This is a genomic window from Sphingobacterium sp. GVS05A (genome assembly GCF_019969845.1).
Lineage (GTDB): Bacteria > Bacteroidota > Bacteroidia > Sphingobacteriales > Sphingobacteriaceae > Sphingobacterium.
The window spans coordinates 338397-357378 of sequence record NZ_JAHXYR010000007.1; the positions used below are offsets into that span (position 1 = coordinate 338397).

At 40.7% G+C, this 18982-nt stretch carries 9 protein-coding genes; 1 reads left to right on the top strand and 8 read right to left on the bottom strand.

What is annotated here, in order from left to right:
* Positions 1-103 precede the first annotated feature (103 nt).
* Both LC454_RS18685 and LC454_RS18690 read right to left on the bottom strand, forming a co-directional pair.
* Positions 104-2542, bottom strand: coding sequence for an ABC transporter permease (locus tag LC454_RS18685; protein WP_223583953.1), 2439 nt, complete (start codon positions 2540-2542; stop codon positions 104-106).
* 418 nt (positions 2543-2960) lie between these two features.
* Positions 2961-3185: a helix-turn-helix domain-containing protein gene (locus tag LC454_RS18690; protein ID WP_223583954.1), complete on the bottom strand. Its 225-nt coding sequence runs from the start codon at positions 3183-3185 to the stop codon at positions 2961-2963.
* Positions 3186-3321: 136 nt separating this feature from the next.
* Here LC454_RS18690 and LC454_RS18695 point away from each other — a divergent pair, with 136 nt between their 5' ends.
* Entirely contained in the window at positions 3322-4023 is a 702-nt protein-coding gene (locus LC454_RS18695; protein ID WP_223583955.1) for a hypothetical protein, read from the top strand.
* Positions 4024-4107: 84 nt separating this feature from the next.
* On the opposite strand, the gene LC454_RS18700 is transcribed toward LC454_RS18695, so the two are convergent.
* From LC454_RS18700 to LC454_RS18725, 6 genes are all read right to left on the bottom strand, one after another.
* Entirely contained in the window at positions 4108-6504 is a 2397-nt protein-coding gene (locus LC454_RS18700) for an ABC transporter permease (protein WP_223583956.1), read from the bottom strand.
* Between the two features lie 27 nt (positions 6505-6531).
* Positions 6532-8937 carry an ABC transporter permease gene (locus LC454_RS18705; RefSeq protein WP_223583957.1) on the bottom strand — a complete coding sequence of 802 codons (2406 nt, stop codon included), beginning with the start codon at positions 8935-8937 and terminating at the stop codon, positions 6532-6534.
* A 296-nt stretch (positions 8938-9233) separates the two neighbouring features.
* Positions 9234-11618: an ABC transporter permease gene (locus LC454_RS18710; protein ID WP_223583958.1), complete on the bottom strand. Its 2385-nt coding sequence runs from the start codon at positions 11616-11618 to the stop codon at positions 9234-9236.
* A 50-nt stretch (positions 11619-11668) separates the two neighbouring features.
* The gene (locus LC454_RS18715; protein WP_223583959.1) at positions 11669-14074 is read right to left on the bottom strand and encodes an ABC transporter permease; all 2406 of its coding nucleotides are present in this window, start codon (positions 14072-14074) and stop codon (positions 11669-11671) included.
* A 31-nt stretch (positions 14075-14105) separates the two neighbouring features.
* Positions 14106-16496 carry an ABC transporter permease gene (locus LC454_RS18720; protein ID WP_223583960.1) on the bottom strand — a complete coding sequence of 797 codons (2391 nt, stop codon included), beginning with the start codon at positions 16494-16496 and terminating at the stop codon, positions 14106-14108.
* Positions 16497-16546: 50 nt separating this feature from the next.
* Complete coding sequence (locus tag LC454_RS18725) at positions 16547-18940, bottom strand: ABC transporter permease (RefSeq protein ID WP_223583961.1); 2394 nt, start codon at positions 18938-18940, stop codon at positions 16547-16549.
* Positions 18941-18982: the final 42 nt, after the last annotated feature.

Consider the following 18982-nt stretch of genomic DNA (forward strand, 5'->3'; position numbering starts at 1 on the left):
TTTGGACTGATTACTTCTGCTTAGCCATTGGTTCATTGCCCTCCACGCAACAGGCAAGGCAATGACCAAGGCAACAAACACCAATTTTTAAGATCTTCTGACTTTATTCATCCCTTAGACTATCGACCGGATTGGTTCGAATAGCTTTCCATGTTTGATAACTAATGGTACCTAAGGCGATGAGGATAGCCCCCATACCCGCCAGAATAAAGTACATCCAGTTGATATCTATTTTATAGTTGAAGTCTCTGAGCCATTGGTTCATTGCCCACCACGCAACAGGTGAGGCAATGACCATGGCAACAAACACCAATTTTATAAAGTCTCCAGACAGCAGTTTCAGCAATCTGAGGGTACTGGCACCAAGCACCTTCCGTACACCGATTTCTTTTGTCCGCTGTTGTGTCACATAGGTGGCCAGTCCAAAGAGACCAAGGGCAGCCACAAAAATGGCGACGATTGCAAAACAGCTGAATATATTTTTCGTCCGTTCAACGTCTTGGTAAAGGGAAGCAAAGCCCTCATCCAAAAAGCTATAATTGATTTTTTGATTGGGTGAAAATTTATTCCATACCCTGTTAATTCCGTTCAGGGTCTCCTGTAAGTTTTCGGGCTTAACTTTAATAGAAAGGAGTGATGGATAACCCCGCAATACCATACATAAGCCAGCGAATCCTTTACCTTTCAGCGACTCAAAGATAAAATTGTCCACAACACCAACTACTGTCCAGGTATTGCCATTGGTTATTTTTGCCCCGAGGGGATTTTTTAATCCCAGATCATCCGCCAATTTTTGATTGATGATCGCAGCGGTACTGTCAGTAGCCATTGTGGGATCGAAATTTCTACCTTTCGTCAATTGCAATCCGAAGGTAGCAAGATAATCTTGGTCAATCTCCCAAAATTGCCCCTGTGTCGCCATATCGATCTCTCGTCTTCCCTCATTCCAAAAAGGATTGCCATTTCTTTTGGCACCATCAATGGGGACAGGGAGAAAATCACCTAGGGAAACTGAGCTGACATTTGGAATGGACTTTAATTCATCTTTAAGACTAGGGATCTGATTTCCCAATGTACCAACGCCACGCAGGACGATCACCTGTTCCTTTTTGAAGCCGAGGTCTTTTTCCAGGATATAGCGTATCTGTTGATTGGTCACCAGAGCGCTTACAATAAGGATGATGGAAGTTGCAAACTGAAAGATGACAAGACCATTTCTGAATAATGATGATTTGGCTCCGGTGGTCTTATTTTTCAATGCAGCGATCGGTTTAAATCGGGATAGATACAAGGCTGGGTAGATTCCGGCCAAGCTGCCGATGAACATTATCGCTACCAATAAAGATGGGAAAAAGTATAGGGATGTCCAGGGAATCGTTAAGGACTTATTGGCGAGATTGTTGAATATTGGCAACAAAAAACAACTCAGCAATAGACCAACGAACAAAGATAGTACGCTATAGCAAATCGCTTCGAGCAAGAATTGTCTGATCAATAATGCCCTTGTCGAACCGATTGTTTTCCGGATACCAATTTCTTTGGCCCGTGTAGCGGCATTGGCCGTGGACAGGTTGATAAAGTTGATACAGGCAATCAGAAGAATAAATAGTGCTACAGTGGCAAATGTCCAAACCATACGGATGTCACCTCTATTGAGTGTGCTGACTTTATCGTCATCAATATCGGCAGACATTAAATGGATGTCCAGTGCATTTTGTAAGTTGATTTTTACTTGCTCGAATACAGGATTGAGCTTACGGCCCGATTTTTTGTATTCGGGCAAATAGTGCTCTTTATAGTTTCTTAAGATCTCTTTTTCTGTTTGTTCAATGTTGACCTGGGGTTTTAATTTAATGTAGACCGTGTAATTATTGCTGAGCCATTGGTTTTGCTCGCCTGGGTAAAAAGGTTCACCAGCAAGCGAGATAAAGAAGCTATAACCGGCCAGCGTAGAATTTTGTGGGATGTCTTCGATGACACCAGTAATGGTATATAGTTTGGATCTGTTATTGTTCAGATAGATGGTCTGTCCGATAGGATCGGTTTTAAAATATTTTTCGGCTTTACTTTTCGTAATGACCAATGTGTTGGGTTGATCCAATGCGTGGGCAAGTCTTCCTGAAACCATAGGTGTCGGAAACATGTCAAGAATAGATTGATCAACATACACAAAGCCATCATCGTAAAAGCTTTGTGGATTGTCGTTCAGAGAGAGTTGGTTGCTGCCTGCGCCAAATAAAGGATTGGGAAGTATCCGGCCTGTTTGTTCTATGGAAGGAATTTCAGCTTTAAGCGTTGGAGCAACGGGTGCTGAAAGTGACACCCAGCGCTCTATTTTACCTTCGATCGGAAGTTGAACGACCAGACGATAAATTCGATCCATCGCTGGATAAAATTTGTTGTAACTCGTCTCTTGTTTGATGTAAAGTACGATGAGAATACAGATTGCGATACCAAAAGCAAATCCTCCGATCTTTATAAAAGAATAGAGTTTATTTTTTGCCATATTTCGCCAAGCGATTTTAAGACTATTTCCGATCATAACAATACTTTTTTAAGGTCTTATTGATGAGTAATCGACCGATCAATCTAGACATTATACTGAAATCAATTGTATTGCCATTTTGTTAAGTTGTTGGTTTGTAGGTTTTTGATTTTTTTATTGGATTTTATGTCTGTACGATATCGAACAGTTTCGCGTCCAAAACCGCACAGATTATTCCTGCGATGTGATATCCTTTCTTTTTTCAATATCCATCAACATCAGAAGATTGGTGCTAAGCAATAATCAAGGTTCCCAATATATTGCCCTTGGCTTTATCTTTTCGAATGGCTCAGTTTTTTAGATTTTTAAGGATGAAATTTATAAGAGGTACTGGTGAATTTGTATGAAATAAGACGAAGCAATAACACCTCGTAGTCTTATGCTCATAAGTGCATAAAACTACGAGATGCAGAACTTAATCCTCAATCTCTTTCAGTTGAAGATGTTCACATAACTCAGACATCATTTTAGCAGGATCGGTATCGATGGCCAAAGCGATTAAGTACATTTCATCCAAACGTAATTTGGATGTTTCGGTCATCGTTAATTCGTTAATCCTGGCTTTACTCAGTCCTGTTTTGCGCGCAATCTGAGACTTATTTACAGACTTCTTCGCTAAAAATTCGCCTAGTTTGGTCATTGTGTTATCTTAATATTTTATCGTTTTGTATAGATAAATATATATAATGTTATTTTTATTTATACAAATGTTTTTATTTTTGAAATATTTTCTATTCCTTTGTATTGAAAATCTATACTATTTAAGTGTGCCAATTATGAAAAAGGTGAAAAATCAATCAATAAAGATCTATAAGAGAAAATGCGAGGAAATAGAGATATTAATATATTATCGTATGCTGCTACAGCGTATCTCGCGGCACCTATCACCCAAAGAGGTTTCCTTTTTAATGGGTAAACCGTTGGATTTTATGACTAGCATTGAAACGTTTAAGATTAAATCAATTCTAGCTTATGATTCATTAGTTATGCATCGTGTATTGGAGATAAATAATTTAAGTGCTATGGTGCATTTGGGGCATAAGATATCATTTCAGGAAAATGCGTACGAATTGCATGTAACTACATTGGCGGATCGGGTTATTTATGAGCTATATAAGATTGATGTAGAACAGGATCAAAAAGTAATGGAATTTAAGTTAATAGACATCCGTCACGATATTGATCCTCATACAAATTCGACAATGAATGAGGTGAAAAAGATAAGGATTCTTTTAGATGAGCAAATTGATGCAGGATATTTTAAAGAGGAAAGACAACCGTCTGAAATCCACGCACTGTGTTGTGTTGAACTCAAACAATACATACAGCCTAAAAATCTGATGCTAGTTGTAGATGAATTGCTTCAAGGTAGCGAGGAGAGAAGGATTGTTCGTCATCAAACTGAATACGGATTCGGCTATGTTTTAGCTGCTCACGCAAAATCGACTGAAAATTGCTTCAAAGATCCTAAGCCGTAGGTACACCAATTATAAACTTTCATTCCCAATCGGTTAATAATAAATTGCACTTTTGACTTCTAACAACCTACGGCTTATTTTTTCTTATTCATCCCGTAAACTATTGACGGGATTGATACGGGCTGTCTGGAATATCCGGACAGCGATAATTGCTAAGGTCATCAAACCGATAAACATTCCGGTGAAAACAAATAGCGCGATCGGAACATCAATATGATAGTAGAAGTTTTCCAGCCATTTGTGTGTAAACCACCATGCTATTGGGAATGCTATTAGAATAGCGATCAGCAGAAGTATGATAAAGGATCTGGAAATCATATAGGTGATCGTATTTACCGAAGCACCAAGCACTTTACGGATACCAATTTCTTTTACTCTTCGTTCTAATGTATAGATGGCAATAGCCACAATCCCTAAGATTGCAATCAGCATACTGGAACCCGTAAAAAGTGCCAATTGCTGGTACTGTTTTTTCTCTTTGTTATATTGATGCTGTACCTGATCTTCCTGCCAGTTGATCTGCGCGATCCGGTTAGGGAAAAACTTGTTCCAGGTATTGTTTACCAAGGCTAAAGCTTCCTTTTTCTTCCCTTCTTCTACGCGGATAAGCATACAGCCGCCTTCCCATTCCTTTTGTGCTTTAATCGCAAAAGGACCGATCGGAAACTTTAAACTTGCTCCGTTAAACTCTTTAAATACGCCTACTGGCGTATTGTTTAGAGGCTCGTTGCTCTTATTGAGTTTTAAAGATAGCCGCTGGGCGGTCCCCTCGGAGACGAGCATATTTGTAAATACCCGCTGTCCGACCTGTACCGAATCCGTAAAGGGTCTATCCAGCGCATAGTCCGCGCTTAAAGGCCGACCATCAAGGAGCTTTATACCCATGGTTTTGATGTAATCATAATCCGCATAAACAAATACAACCGGGAGTTCTTTGTTCGGATTGCTGGGGTCTTTTACTGTTTTAAAATCCACACTACCACTAAAGGGAGTCCAGCCTGTGAGACTGACCGAGGAGATGTACGAATTTTTTAATAACTCCTGTTTGAAGGCCTGATCCTTTCCTTCCCAAGAGGTATAATTGATGGCCAAAAGATTTTTGGGCTCGTAACCAAGATCTTTGTTGTATAGATAATGCAATTGCGCCCGCATGGACATCATACAGATCGCTACGATAATGGCAATGGCAAACTGGACAACCACCAGTACTTTGGTAAATGCCATATTGAGCGGTAGTCTAAAGAAAGAAAGCTGCTTCCGAAGTTCCAGTGATGGCTGTGTTTTTGATAGTGATAGGGCCGTAGGTAAACTACAAAGCCAGCCCAGAACGATCCAAATGGATAGTAGTCCAACAAACATAAATAAGGAATGCTGGTAGCTCATGGTCAATGGATGTTCTAAATAGTGTTCAAATGCAGGACTGATAAGCACATAAACAAAAAATGCAATCAGAAAAGAGCCGACAAAGAGTATGGTACTCTCTAGGCCCATTTGCATGATCAGATTTTTTCGGCTTGCCCCCAACACTTTGCGGATACCGATCTGCTGTGTGCGTTTGAGTGCATGGGCAAAACTCAGGTTGATGTAGTTGATACTGACTAATACAAGGATCAAGATCGCTATTCCTGCCAACAGATAAATATCTTGCATGGGATTCTCCCATCCTGTAATACTTAGTAAGTGTATATCTTTGATAGGTTCAATAAAAAGATTGTGTCCTTTTAGCCAATCATCCAGTTTTTGTGCGTTGTACCACTTGTTTATTTTGGTTGAGAGGCTGTTAATATCAGATGTGCTTTTGAGCAATAGAATTTGGTTTTGTAGCGAACCGCTTTTTTCGGGATTGAATTCATTCACCTTAGGCATCAGCACGAGGGCTTCTGCCTGAAAGGAAGAATTATGGGGCATATCCTCGATAATGGCATTGACATAATAAGCTTCGGGTTCACCTTCTTGTGGTTTATTGTAGAATGTGCTACCGAGCACGTCTTTGCCGCCGAAGTATTTTTGTACCGCAGAGGCTGTCAATGTAATGTTTTTTGCTCCGGCAATGACTTGTTTCGGATTGCCTGCGATGATTTTTGTATCAAAAAGATTGAAAAAACCGCTGTCGATTTCCAGGGTACTGATTTCAGCTAGCTGCTTTGACAGCTTGTTGACTGTTAATTTTCGCGAGTCACTGTTGACCGTAGTATAACCAAGTACTTCTGGGAAATTAGCTTTTAATGTTGCCGAGATACCTTCAGGAGCTCCAGAAATATTGTTTGTGACACCTTCCTTCGTTTCTTTGGGCACTATTCGCATTCGATAGAGCGCATTGGAGTTGCTCCATTGTCTGTCGTAGGAAAGCTCATCAACGACAAGCGAACTGATTAACATAAATACCAGCAACGCAATGGTTAAACCAATGAGGTTTGATAGCGAATAGATACGATTGTGCATCAATGTCCGCCAGGCGGTTTTAAGATGGTTCTTTATCATACTGTTTAAATGGATTGGTTTCTTACATTATTCATCCCTTAATTTTTCAACCGGATTAAATCGGGTCGTCCGAAATACGATGAAGCCTACCAATAGACCAAGTACGCTCAGCAGTATGCCTAGTGGCAACAGGTAGGTAAATGCATTGATTTCTATCCGGATGATATAGTTCTGTAGCCAATGTTGCATCAGCATATAGCTAGATGGTACTGTAACCAAAACCGCTAACAAAAATATGCCATAGTATTCCTTCGAAAATAACAGCATCAAATGTGCTAATGAGGCACCTAGTACTTTGCGGATACCTACTTCCTTGTTACGGAGATGGATCGATAGGGAGATCAGACCGGTCAGCCCCAATACAACGATCAAAAGTGAAACAGCACTTGCAATCTGTGCTGCCCGGTGCAGTTGCAGTTCCGTCTCATATAAACCTTTGATGCGGTCATCCATAAATTGATACTTAAATGGTGCATCGGGCATTAATTCTTTCCATTTCTTTTCCAGCCCTTGTACCGCGCTGGACAGTTGGCCCGGTTTTAAACGGATACTCAGGTATCGGTATTGGAAATTTTCATGGATATCTGTCCAGACAATAGCTGGAGATGCCCGGTGAAGAGAATTTGCGACAAAGTTGTCGGTGACGCCCACAATGGTCATCTTAACATTTGGGTCGTTCAGCGCGATCTGTTGACCGATCGCATTTTCGCCATTACTGAAGCCAAAATCTTCCATGGCTTTCTTGTTGATCACAACGGATCTATTTGTGGTATTTGTCACCGCATTTTTGGGTAAAAAGCTACCCGCCAATAGGGGGATTTCATAGGTTTCCAGAAAATAACTGTCACTGTTAATTCGTTGGACCTGTACGTCCGTATCGTTGTTATTGCCAAAAGCCGGTTGCATATTGAAGCCTAATAACCCCGGTGTTTCATAGGAAAGGCTCACGGACTGAACCGCTGATTCCTGCAGCAGCTCATGCCGAATGGCCTCCATTTTCCGGATACCATTTTCGGACCAGTCCCTTGGTGCCTGTACCGTCAACAGATAATCTTTGTTGTATCCTAAATTGCTATTTATAAATAGATTGACCTGTTTGGAGATAATCAAGGTACAGACCAAGAGGAGCAGCGCAACAGCGAACTGAAAGAACAATAGCGCTTTTCGAACCAATTGCTTGTTACCCAATGCGGAGAACTGATTTTTGACCGAAGGAAGTATCTTGATATTGGACAACTTAATTGCCGGGTATAGTCCCGCAAGCATACCGATCACTACAGTCAATAAGGCCAATAAACCGAAAAAATAGCCCGGTAAATTGATTAGAGACGGTAGCTCGCGCATCAGTACATGTGCAAACAAAGAGCGTACTATGCTATAGATGGGTAGACTGATCAATGCTGCAATAGCTACGATAAGGATATATTCTGTCAGCAACTGCCTTACCAATTGTGGTCTGGAAGAACCCATAATCTTGCGCACACCGATTTCTTTCAACCGCGTAATATGCTGTGCAATACTAAAATTGATAAAGTTGATGATCGCCATGACCAGGATAAAAATGGCAATCCAGATTAGGGTCTGCATCATCTTGCGAACAGCACCTTGATTATCGTCTAGATAATAACTTTTCAAGGGTTTTAGGCTCGGGCTGTACTGGTTGGCGAATTCCTTATCGGTATTTTTGTGAACCAGCGTTTGAATTGCCGCATCCAGTTGTTGCGTCGTCACCCCAGTTTTCAATTCGAGATAACCTGCGATGTAAGGATTATTCCAGTTATCCACAGATCTGCCGAAATATTCTTCGTTGGCAATGGGCAGAAAAATATCGGAATGCATATCCTTTGTCAGATCCATGACCGCATTTTGTACAGCAGTTTTTATCACGGCAGTAATTTCAAAATCATATTTTTCGCCTTTGAAATTTTTAATCTGCAAGGTTTTTCCCAGCACATTTATGTTTCCAAAATATTTTAACGCTGCTTGGTCAGTGATCACCACAGAAAAGGGATTATTCAGCGCGGTCTTGGGATTGCCTGCTAAAAGTTCAAAACCAAACATGGTTAAAAGGCTTGGATCACCGAGGGCCATTCCTTCTTCGTGGATCGTAGCTCCATTTGCGATAATACCTGTCAGTCCATCGATACGATAATAGTTGGCCACCAAATTGGGGTATTCTTCATACAGGGCTTTGGGTAGCGCCCCGATTGTGGTCAAATTGATCCCAAATCCTTCTTTCTTATACTTGCTCTGTAATAGAAATTGCTGATCTATATTTTTGATTTTGCTATTTACCTGTAGAACATCCCATACATAGGCCCCGACCAGTAGTAAAAAAGTAATCCCAAGGGTCAATCCAACTAGGTTGATCAGGTTTTGAATTTTTTTCTTTCGAATATTCCGCCAGGCAATCTTGAAGTTTGTAAAAGTCATTGTCACTCGTATAAGGTTTATTCCCATCACCACAAACGGATCGCATGCAGGCTTTGGTTTTTGCCAATTTGTGTACGATAATACAAATCCTTAGCCAAGCCTGTAGTTTGTTGATTGTTAGTTTGTTAAAATGGCTTTCGTCGAGGGAACTGTCCGATTTCGGACAGTCATTGTACACCCGCGAACACCTCGGTCTGGTCGATTCCTCGAACGGATAGCAAATAACCAGACAGGTAAATCTGACCTAGCTTAAGCTATCCATAGGATTGCTTATCTCGTGTTTGATAGTTTCCTTTCTATTCGTCCCTTAAACTATCAACAGGATTGGCTGTAGCGGCTTTTAAAGTTTGTAGGGATACCACGGCAATCGTTAAAATAAGCCCAACGCAAAAAGCCAATACAAAGATCCACCAGTCCATACTGATCCGAAATGGGAAATTGTCCAGCCAGCGGTTCATAAGATAATAGGCCAGCGGTGTCGCAACTACAAAGGCGATGGTGATCCATTTGAAGAAATCTTGTGACAACAATACAATAATACCTGTTATCGAAGAACCTAACACTTTCCGGATTCCGATTTCTTTTGTTCGTTTCAGGATGCTGATGGAGAGCAATCCTAGAAAACCGAGCATACTGATGCTTATCGCGACGATAGCAGCGATCCAGATCAGTTTTTCCAGTAATGCTTCTTTCTTGTAGAGCTGAGCAATCTGCTGATCATAGAATTTGTATTGGAACACTTCATCGGGATACCAGTTTTTCCATTGTTGTTCCAGATCTTTCACGAGCAGCTGATGATCGGTGCCTTTTAGTTTAATCGCCACATTTTTTAACCGTGTTTCGTTATACCCAATTACTGTAGGGGAGATGGGTTCGTTCAGCGAATTGGTGCTAAAGTCTGCAACAACACCTACTATTGTTCCCGCTTGTTCTTCGTTCAACCCGCCGGCGTTTAAAGACTTGCCGATAATATCATTGGGATCTTTAAAGCCCAATGCGGCAGCCATATTCTTGTTGACCAGAAATTCTGGCTTCTGCGGATTGTCATTGAAATTTTTTCCTGCCAATAATTTGATGTTAAATGTGCTGATATAGGCAGAATCCCCGATAGCATATCGGGCAGGCCATTTCTCCCATTCCGTTCTGTTGTCAAACTGGATGGTTCCGCCCCAGACCTTTTCAGATGAAGGTGGATTATCGCTAAAAGTATAGGATTGAATATCGGTTCTATTGTTGATGAAATGAGCGATTTTCGCTTTTGATTGGATCATTTTTTTTGTGAACGGAAGCAGGATAACTTGCTCTCTGCTGAATCCAATATCTGTGTTTTTGAGGTGATTTACCTGTAAGACAATAACGAAAGTGGCAATCAGCAGCGTCATGGCGATCACATTCTGAAACACAATAAGCGTTTTGCGGCTAAAACTCCAGGGGCCTAGGGTCAGCTTTTTCAGTGCCTGCTGGATGTTCATCCGGTTGACGAAAATCAGTGGATAGATGGAAGTTAATAGACTGGTTAAAATCCAGATAACACCAATGATCGCTATAAATGACAGGGGATGGATAATCTGTATGGGTTCATTCGGAAAAAGAGCCTGATTTGCCCAATTTGAAAAGATCAGCAATAAAACTAAGGCAAAGATAACAGCAGCAGCGGTCAGGATCAGGGTTTCGATCAGAAACTGAATATATAGCTGTCTTTTGGAACTACCCAATACCTTTCTCACGCCCATTTCTACACTGTGGTTCATTTGTCTGGCAAAGGTGATGTTGCTGTAATTGACCAAAGCCATGATACTGACCCCGATTGCAATTGCGACTAGGATATTAAGAAGTGTACGTTGTGTTCCCTTTCCGTAATTTGTGTCAAAATGGTAACTTGTCAATGGCAGGAGTTTATAATTGAATGTCTGTAGTACATCTTTGTGCCAATACTTGGCAACAAGCGTACGAATGGCCTGTTCAACGGTACTTTTATCGGCTGCATTTTTTAAGGTGACAAGAATATTATTACTAGAGTTGATAAAGCCCCAATTGTTAAAGAATCCATCATCTTGAGGGATCTGCCATAAAGTAGCGACAGAACTTTGTGAAAAATAGACTTCTGAGCGGAAGTCTGAATTTTTGTTGCTGTCATCGATGATACCCACAACTTTTACGGGGAATTTACTGTCGACCAAGATCGTTTTGCCTAAGGGGTTATCGTTATTAAAATAAGTTTTGGCAATTGTTTTGGTCAACGCGACAGTGTTAGGCTGATCCAGATCTTTTGGGGATCCCTCCAGCCAGGGGAAATTTAAGGTGTTGAAATATTCTGATGAAACAAAAGCGGCTTTGCCCTCTGTTTTATACAGTTGATCCGCAATCCGTAGCATCAAGTCTTTATTATCCATATACAATGCTGTTCGCTCCACTTGTGGAATTTCACGTGAAATAGCGTTGTACATGGCATAGGATCCGCCTTTGCTATGCTCTACCTGCTCTAGTTTGAGATCCTGTACGACTAGAAAGGTGCGATCTTTATCGGTATGAAACTGATCAAAACTATATTGGAAGCTGTTATAGCTATAGATAAATAAGCTACATGCAATTGCCAAGCCTAAACCAGCAATTGTTAAAAAGGTATAATAGCTATGTTTCAATAGTTGCCGTAGCGCTGATCTGAAATATGTTTTAATCATAATTTTATTGTGTTGCGTTTACAATATCATTTTTTTTGTCGTCTTGGCGGTTATTCCTCCCGCAGGCTATTGACGGGATTTGCTACAGCTGCCTTGATGGCTTGTGAACTCACTGTCAGCAGTGCGATCAGTACAGCAAGTAGCCCTGCAAGGGCAAACATCCACCATTGTATTTCAATGCGGTAAGCAAAATTTTCCAGCCATTTGTGCATCGCCCACCAGGCTATCGGTGAAGAAATTACAATAGCGATTAGGACAAGTTTGATAAATTCTGCCGAAAGCATCCCTGTAATACCCGGAACAGAAGCGCCGATGACCTTACGGATACCGATTTCTTTCCGGCGCTGGTTTGCCGTAAAAATAGCTAATCCAAATAAACCTAGACAAGCGACAAAAATCGTCAGTCCGGCGAATATGCTCAACAATTTTCCGGTTTTGACTTCGGCCTGATAGGTTTGGGCATAGCGCTCATCGAGGAAAGAATAATTGAATGGAATATCGGAAGGGAAGGCGTCGTATTCTGCTTTCAACTTTTGAATCAGTGCTTCAGTATCTTTTGTCTCTGTTTTGACAATCAGACTCCCAGCCTGATCGCCCAATACCATGACCAGGGGCGAGATGGGTTCGTGTAGTGATTTAAAATGAAAATCTTTGACAACACCTACGACACGATAGGTTTTATTATCCTTATTGGTCAATGTACGGCCAAGGCTTTTTCCTTTCCAACCTAGATCTTTTGCTGCGGTTTCATTCACGATAATGGATAAGGTATCGTTACCAAAAGCCTTTGAAAAATTTCGGCCCTCATGAAGCTGCATACCCATTGCAGCAATATATTCCTCGTCTACATCATAACGTAGTGTTTTGACCCATTTTTCGGTGTTTCCGTCCGGATAGACAAAAAAGTTATTGTTGTTGGTTTCTCCAGCGGGTAGGTAAGATGAGCGGGAAATATGCTTGATGCGACTGTCTTCAGATAATAGCTTGACGTACGTTTTTTCGTTTTCGCCCAAGGGCCAGCTCTGGAGCACAATGACATTCTCTTTTTCATAGCCTAATTTGATGTTCCGCATATAATCGAGCTGCCGGACAACAACTACAGTACAGAAAATGAGCCCCACGGAAATAATAAACTGAAAGACCACAAGGCTGCTCCTGAGATTGAACCGTTTTGTAGATCGCAACAAACGTCCTTTTAATACAACCAAAGGGTTGAATGCTGATAGATATAAGGCAGAATACGTGCTCGAAAATAGGCCTACCAGTAAGCCGAATGCGAGTAGGAGCGGGATTATTTTGGCAAAATCGAGCTGATGGATTGCAATAGATTTACCCGATAATTGATTAAATAGGGGAAGAGCCAGTAAAACAATCCCGACGGCCAGAAACAAAGCCAGATAGGTCAGCAGAATGCCTTCAGATAGGAACTGACGGATCAGACTTTGCTTGTCGGCGCCGAGTACTTTCCGTACACCCACTTCCCTACTTCTCCGGAAACCACTTGCCGTTGATAGGTTCATAAAATTGATCGTCGCGATCAATAACATAAACAGCGCTATAGCACTAAAAATATAGATATACCGGATATCACCGGATGGACTTAGATCGTAGCTAAAATTGGAATGCAGATGGATATCGGTTAGGGGCTGTAAATAGAGACCTATTGTATTGCCTGATTTTTTATAATCCTCATAGCTCATTCCGAATCCAGCCATAAACTGAGCGCCAACATGTTTGTCAAATAAGGTCGTTAGGTTTTTCTCTAGACTTTTTAATGAGGTATTTTCTGCGAGCAGCGCATAAGTATAATACTCGGATGTCATCCAGGAGTTTGAACGGGAGTCTTCCAGTGCCGCCATTGAGGTGAAAATATCAAAATGGAAGTGGGAGTTTCTGGGAATATCCTTCATTACCCCAGTAATTTTTAGGATATTTTGATCACCTTTTATGGTGAGATCCCGACCTACAACATCTGTTGTTCCAAAATATTTACGTGCCATGGATTCAGATATTACCGCGGTATAGGGCATCTTCACGGCGGTATTCGCATCACCTTTGATAAGAGGCAAGGTGAATATTTTAAAGAAGGAGGCATCCACATAGGCCATCTGTTCATCACGAAAAACCTTATCGCCAACCGTAAATAAGGGTGCTCCACCTTGTCGCAAACGTGCTGTTTCCTGTACTTCGGCTAATTCAGCCTTCATTGTGGCTGCCACAGGTGGCATGACATGCGCCTCATTCATCGTTCCCCCTTGTACCGTACCCCGAAAGACGACACGTACAATACGATTTGCATTTGTATTGAATCGATCAAAACTGAACTCATCCGCGACATATAGGCTTATCAGTAAGCAGATCGCAATCCCCAAGGCTAACCCAGTGATATTGATGATCGAGGTGGAAGAATTTCTTCTTAGATTCCGCCACGCTATTTTTAGATTGTTCTTTATCATAATGGGATCGTATTGGTTGGTAGTATTTATGTTATTCGTCCCGTAAACTATCAACAGGATTGACTAACGCTGCCCGGATTGTTTGAATATTTACAGTAATCATACTGACAAATAAAAGTGAGAGTCCGGCGGTAATAAAGAACCACCATTGCACTTCTATTTTATAGGCATAGTCTTCGAGCCATTTATGAGAAAAATACCAAGCTATTGGGCTGGCAACTAAAACGGAAAGAACGATCAAGGTCAAATAATCTTTCGAAAAAAGATGTGAAATATCCGTCACCGAAGCTCCCAGAACTTTGCGGATACCTATTTCTTTGGTGCGTTGTTCTAGGCTTTGCATGATTAAGCCAGTGATACCAAGTGTGGAAATCAATAATGTCAATGCGCTGAATAGGACAAATAATTGTACTTGCTTGTTTTCCTTCTCATACTGTTTAGCTATTAAATCGTCCACCCAGTTAAATGAAATTAGTTTATCTGGATAGGTTTTTTGGAGAATTTTCAAGGCCGATTGGATGGTTTGCTGTTCCTGTCCTTCCTTGACTTTCATCAGGATATTGCCGCGGTCAAATTCTTTGGCCAGGATGACTGTTGGTACCCTGTTTTTGTGAAAGGACTCGCTGTGGAAGTCTTTGACAATTCCCACAGGAATAATTTGCAGATCTTTATACAATACATTGAGTTTGTCTATCCCGAGTTGCTCTGCTGTACTTTCGGTAATAAGGGCATTGTTGATATTGTCTTCATCTTTGGATTCGTCAGTTTCGACATGCGCATAGTCTTCGGGAGTCAGCAGTCTTCCCTTGATCAATTGTATTCCCAATGTCTTGGGCAAATTTGAATCCCCACCGATAAAACTCACTTGGATATTTTTTTCTGGGTTATTTTTGTCGGCAATCGTTTTTGCCATATAACCAGATCCTTGACTTGGAGTCCAGGCGGCGATGCTGACAGCTTCAATTCCTGAAAGTTGACTGATCTCCTCTCTCACAGCGGTACTATGTATTCCCATATTAAAATAAGTCGCATTGAGGATATTCTTTACTTGTATTCCCAAAGGCGAAGACTGAATATAGGTTAGCTGTGATTTAATGGTGATCAGTCCGATGAGAACGACAATGGAAATGCTAAATTGGATTGAAATAAGTATCTTTTTGATCAATATTTCTCCTTTAGGAACCTTTGACAGTTTGTTTTTGAGGGCATCTGAACTTTTGATCCGAGAGATTAACCATGCGGGATATAACCCAACCAAAAGTCCCAGCAGGACAGCTATTAGCAAAAAGCATGGGAGTAACATTGATTGGATGGATCTCGCATGAGCGAGATCATATCCTAGAAAATTTTCAAGTTGAGGTAGACAGGCTTTAAAGAGTATCACACTAATTAAAGCTGAGGTAAAAAAGATCAATACCGTTTCCAATAATAAGCGCCAGATTATTTGGTTCCTGCTGGCTCCAAGTACTTTATGTATATTCAGGTTTTTTAATTTCTTAATTGTTCTTACGGCATAAATATTTATGAAATTGATACAGGAGATGATCAATACCAAAATAGCAACACCGACAAATATTTTAGTTGTTTTTGAGTTGCCACTGATTTTGTTATTTCTCAACGGTTCCATGTAGATGTCGTGAATGGGCTGTAGACGAAAAGATGTCGTGTTTTTGACCCCTGGGTTGAGAAAACCCTTATACCAGCTGTTTATTTTTTTCTCGAAGTCTGGTATTGATGTTCCGGATTTCAACTGCAAAAACTGTTGTCTGTAATAACCTGAACCATCCCTTTGCAGTTCCATTGCCAGTTTAGGTAATAGCACAATGGCGGAAGTCCGTAGGGTGGAATTGTAGGGGAACTTTTCCATAACCCCTGTGATTACATAATCGTATGTTTTATTGGAATATGGGTCGGCACTTTGGATCACTTTTCCAATCACATTTTCACCTTTAAAGTATTTTTCTTTGAATTCGCTGTCAACGAGCAGGTTTGTTTTTCCTTGAATGAGCTGACTAGGGCTTCCTTCAAGGATCTTGATGTTAAGCAGGTTCAGTATGTTTGGTTCTGCTTCCAATGCAGGTATAGCAATGGATTGTGTTGACTCTTTAGCCGTTTTTAGATAGATGTCTGTCGATTCTATATAGCTCTCATTCTGAACCTCCGGAAATAGTCGCCTTAGTTCAGAACTTAGATTCACAAAAGTTTGAGACATCTGCTGCTCTAGTCCTGCAGTTGAATCAAGGGTTACGATCCGAAAGAGACGATCTGCATTTTTCCAACTTTTGTCATAAGAATTTTCTTCAACAACGAGTGCAGACACTAGAAGACAAAGTGTTAAGCCGACGCTCAAACCGAATACATTTATCCAGACATATTGCTTATTTTTAATAATGCTTCGTAATGTAAGTTTAAATGTATTCATTGTTGCTTTATTGGTTTAAAATTTGAAAACTATTTATTACAGTTTACAACTTACTCATTCCTCAGACTATTCACCGGATTGCTAAGTGCGGCCTTAATGGCTTGATAACTTATGGTTGCCATACTGATTAATATTGCCATCAGTCCGGCAAAAGCAAAATAATACCATTGTATCTGGATGCGGTAGCTATAATCCTGCAACCATTTATCCATTACCCACCAAGCGATCGGTGAGGCTATCAGAATAGCAATAAGCACTAATTTAATAAAGTCTACGGACAGCAATGAAGTTACTTGTGTTACACTTGCTCCGAGAACTTTGCGGACCGCAATTTCTTTCATACGTGTCTCAGCCATGTATGCAATCAAAGCGAGCAGACCAAGACAGGAAATAAAGATGGTCAAACCAGCAAAGACCATGGCCAGTGTGCCTATGGCTTTTGTTTCTTTGAATTTTTCTTCGTAAGTCTTATCAATAAATTGGTACTCAAAGGGATAATCAGGATTGAACTTTTTAAAGATTGATTCAATTGTTTTCAGGTTGTCCGAGATGTTATTGTTCGTATTCAATCGGTAATGAATCGTTGTAAACCAGGCCTGCGGTCCTAATATTACCATTGGCTTATTATCGCCAAAAGGTGATCCAATGATAAAATCTTTGATTACTCCAACCACAGTCCATTTAGTACCATCACCATCGACAATGCTGTTTATGGGGTTTTTGAGATGCAGGCTTTTTACTGCAGATTCATTTAAAATCAAAGCGGTACTGTCCGTGGCAAATTTATAGATATCGATATCGCGACCTTGGATGAGCGTAAGACCAAGGTTTTTTACAGCATCAGCATCGGTACTAAAACGGTTGTAAGAAATTCGTTTGTCTTCTTCGGTCGGTGTGCCAGATGTGAATCCCCAACCATTGCTGTAAAAATCTGTTACCGGCGACATGTTCTTTGATACAGAAACAACCGCGTTGCTGGCCAATAATTCGTCTCGCAGAATTTTATAATTCTTTTCCAGATCGCCTTTTATGCTGCTGTAAAGCAGGCCATTTTCATTATAGCCACGGTCACGTTGTTTGGTATATTGGATCTGTTTTGCCACAATGACTGTGGCGATAATCAGTATTATAGCTAGGCTAAACTGGATAACCACTAAGATTGAGCGAATGCTGAGTCCCCTTGTCTTGAATACAAATTTTCCTTTCAAGGTTTTGATAGGCTGAAAAGAGGAAAGGAAAAAGGCTGGATAGGTACCTGCTAAAATCCCAGTAAATAACGCAAAGACGATTAAAAACAACCAAGTCTGTACATTTAATAAAGAAAGACTGAGCTGTTTTCCGACGAGCTCATTAAAGAATGGCAGCACAATGACAACGAGTATAGTTGCCAGAACTATCCCAATCATGCTGATGAGGATGCTTTCAATAAGGAACTGCGCCATTAGGCTTGTTTTATTTGCACCGATTACCTTGCGTACACCAACCTCTTTTGCCCGCCGTTCAGAACGTGCTGTACTCAGATTCATAAAATTGATGCTAGCAACCAATAGAATAAAAATGCCGATCCAGGCAAACAGCTTGGCGATGTCAATACGTCCTGATGTATAATTTCCTCCCTTACCACTATTGTAAAGGAAAGAATCTGGATAAGGAAAGGCAAAAATCTCACCTGTATTCCTAGGAGAGAGACGGCCCTCGGCCTTATTGCTTGTATTGATATGATCTCTCAGGTAAGTCCTGATTTTGTCGTTAAATGCTGTTAAAGAGGTGCTTTCTTTTAATAAAACATACGTGCTTATTGAGTTATTGCTCCAGTTGTCGTCTACGTAACCAATTGTTTTAGCATATTCAAAGGGAAGGAGGATGTCAAATTTGAAACTCGAATTGCTGGGAAGATCTTTGAGGACAGCCTGTACAGCGACTTGATTAACCGAATCTATTCTAACTGATTTTCCAATGGGATCCAGATCGCCAAACAGCGCCTTCGCATAACTTTCAGTGAGGACAAGTCCTTTTGGATTATCAAATCTAACATTCTGATCGCCTTTGATAAAAGGGAAGGAGAACATCTTGAAGAAGCCGGGATCTACAAAAACAGTATTTGCAATCAATTTTTTTTCTTTAAATGTCGTTAAAAATTGATACCCCTCATTGTACCTTGTAAACTCTTCAATATCCGGAAAATCGGCAGCCAAGGAAGGAGCTAATATTTTTGGAGTATAAGACCAAGCTGATTTATCTCCCCGAAATTCATCGCGATTGTTTAAGGAGTAAATACGGTTGCCCTTTTCATGGAAACGGTCCATGGTCAACATATTTTGCAACCAAAGCGCAATAAGTAATGCTCCTGCCATTCCGATTGCCAACCCTATGATATTGATCAAAGAGAAGGATTTACTTTTCATCAGGTTGCGCCATGCAATTTTGATATAGTTCCTTATCATGGTTTTCGTTTTGCGTCGTTCGTTTTGAAGCTTTGGTATCCC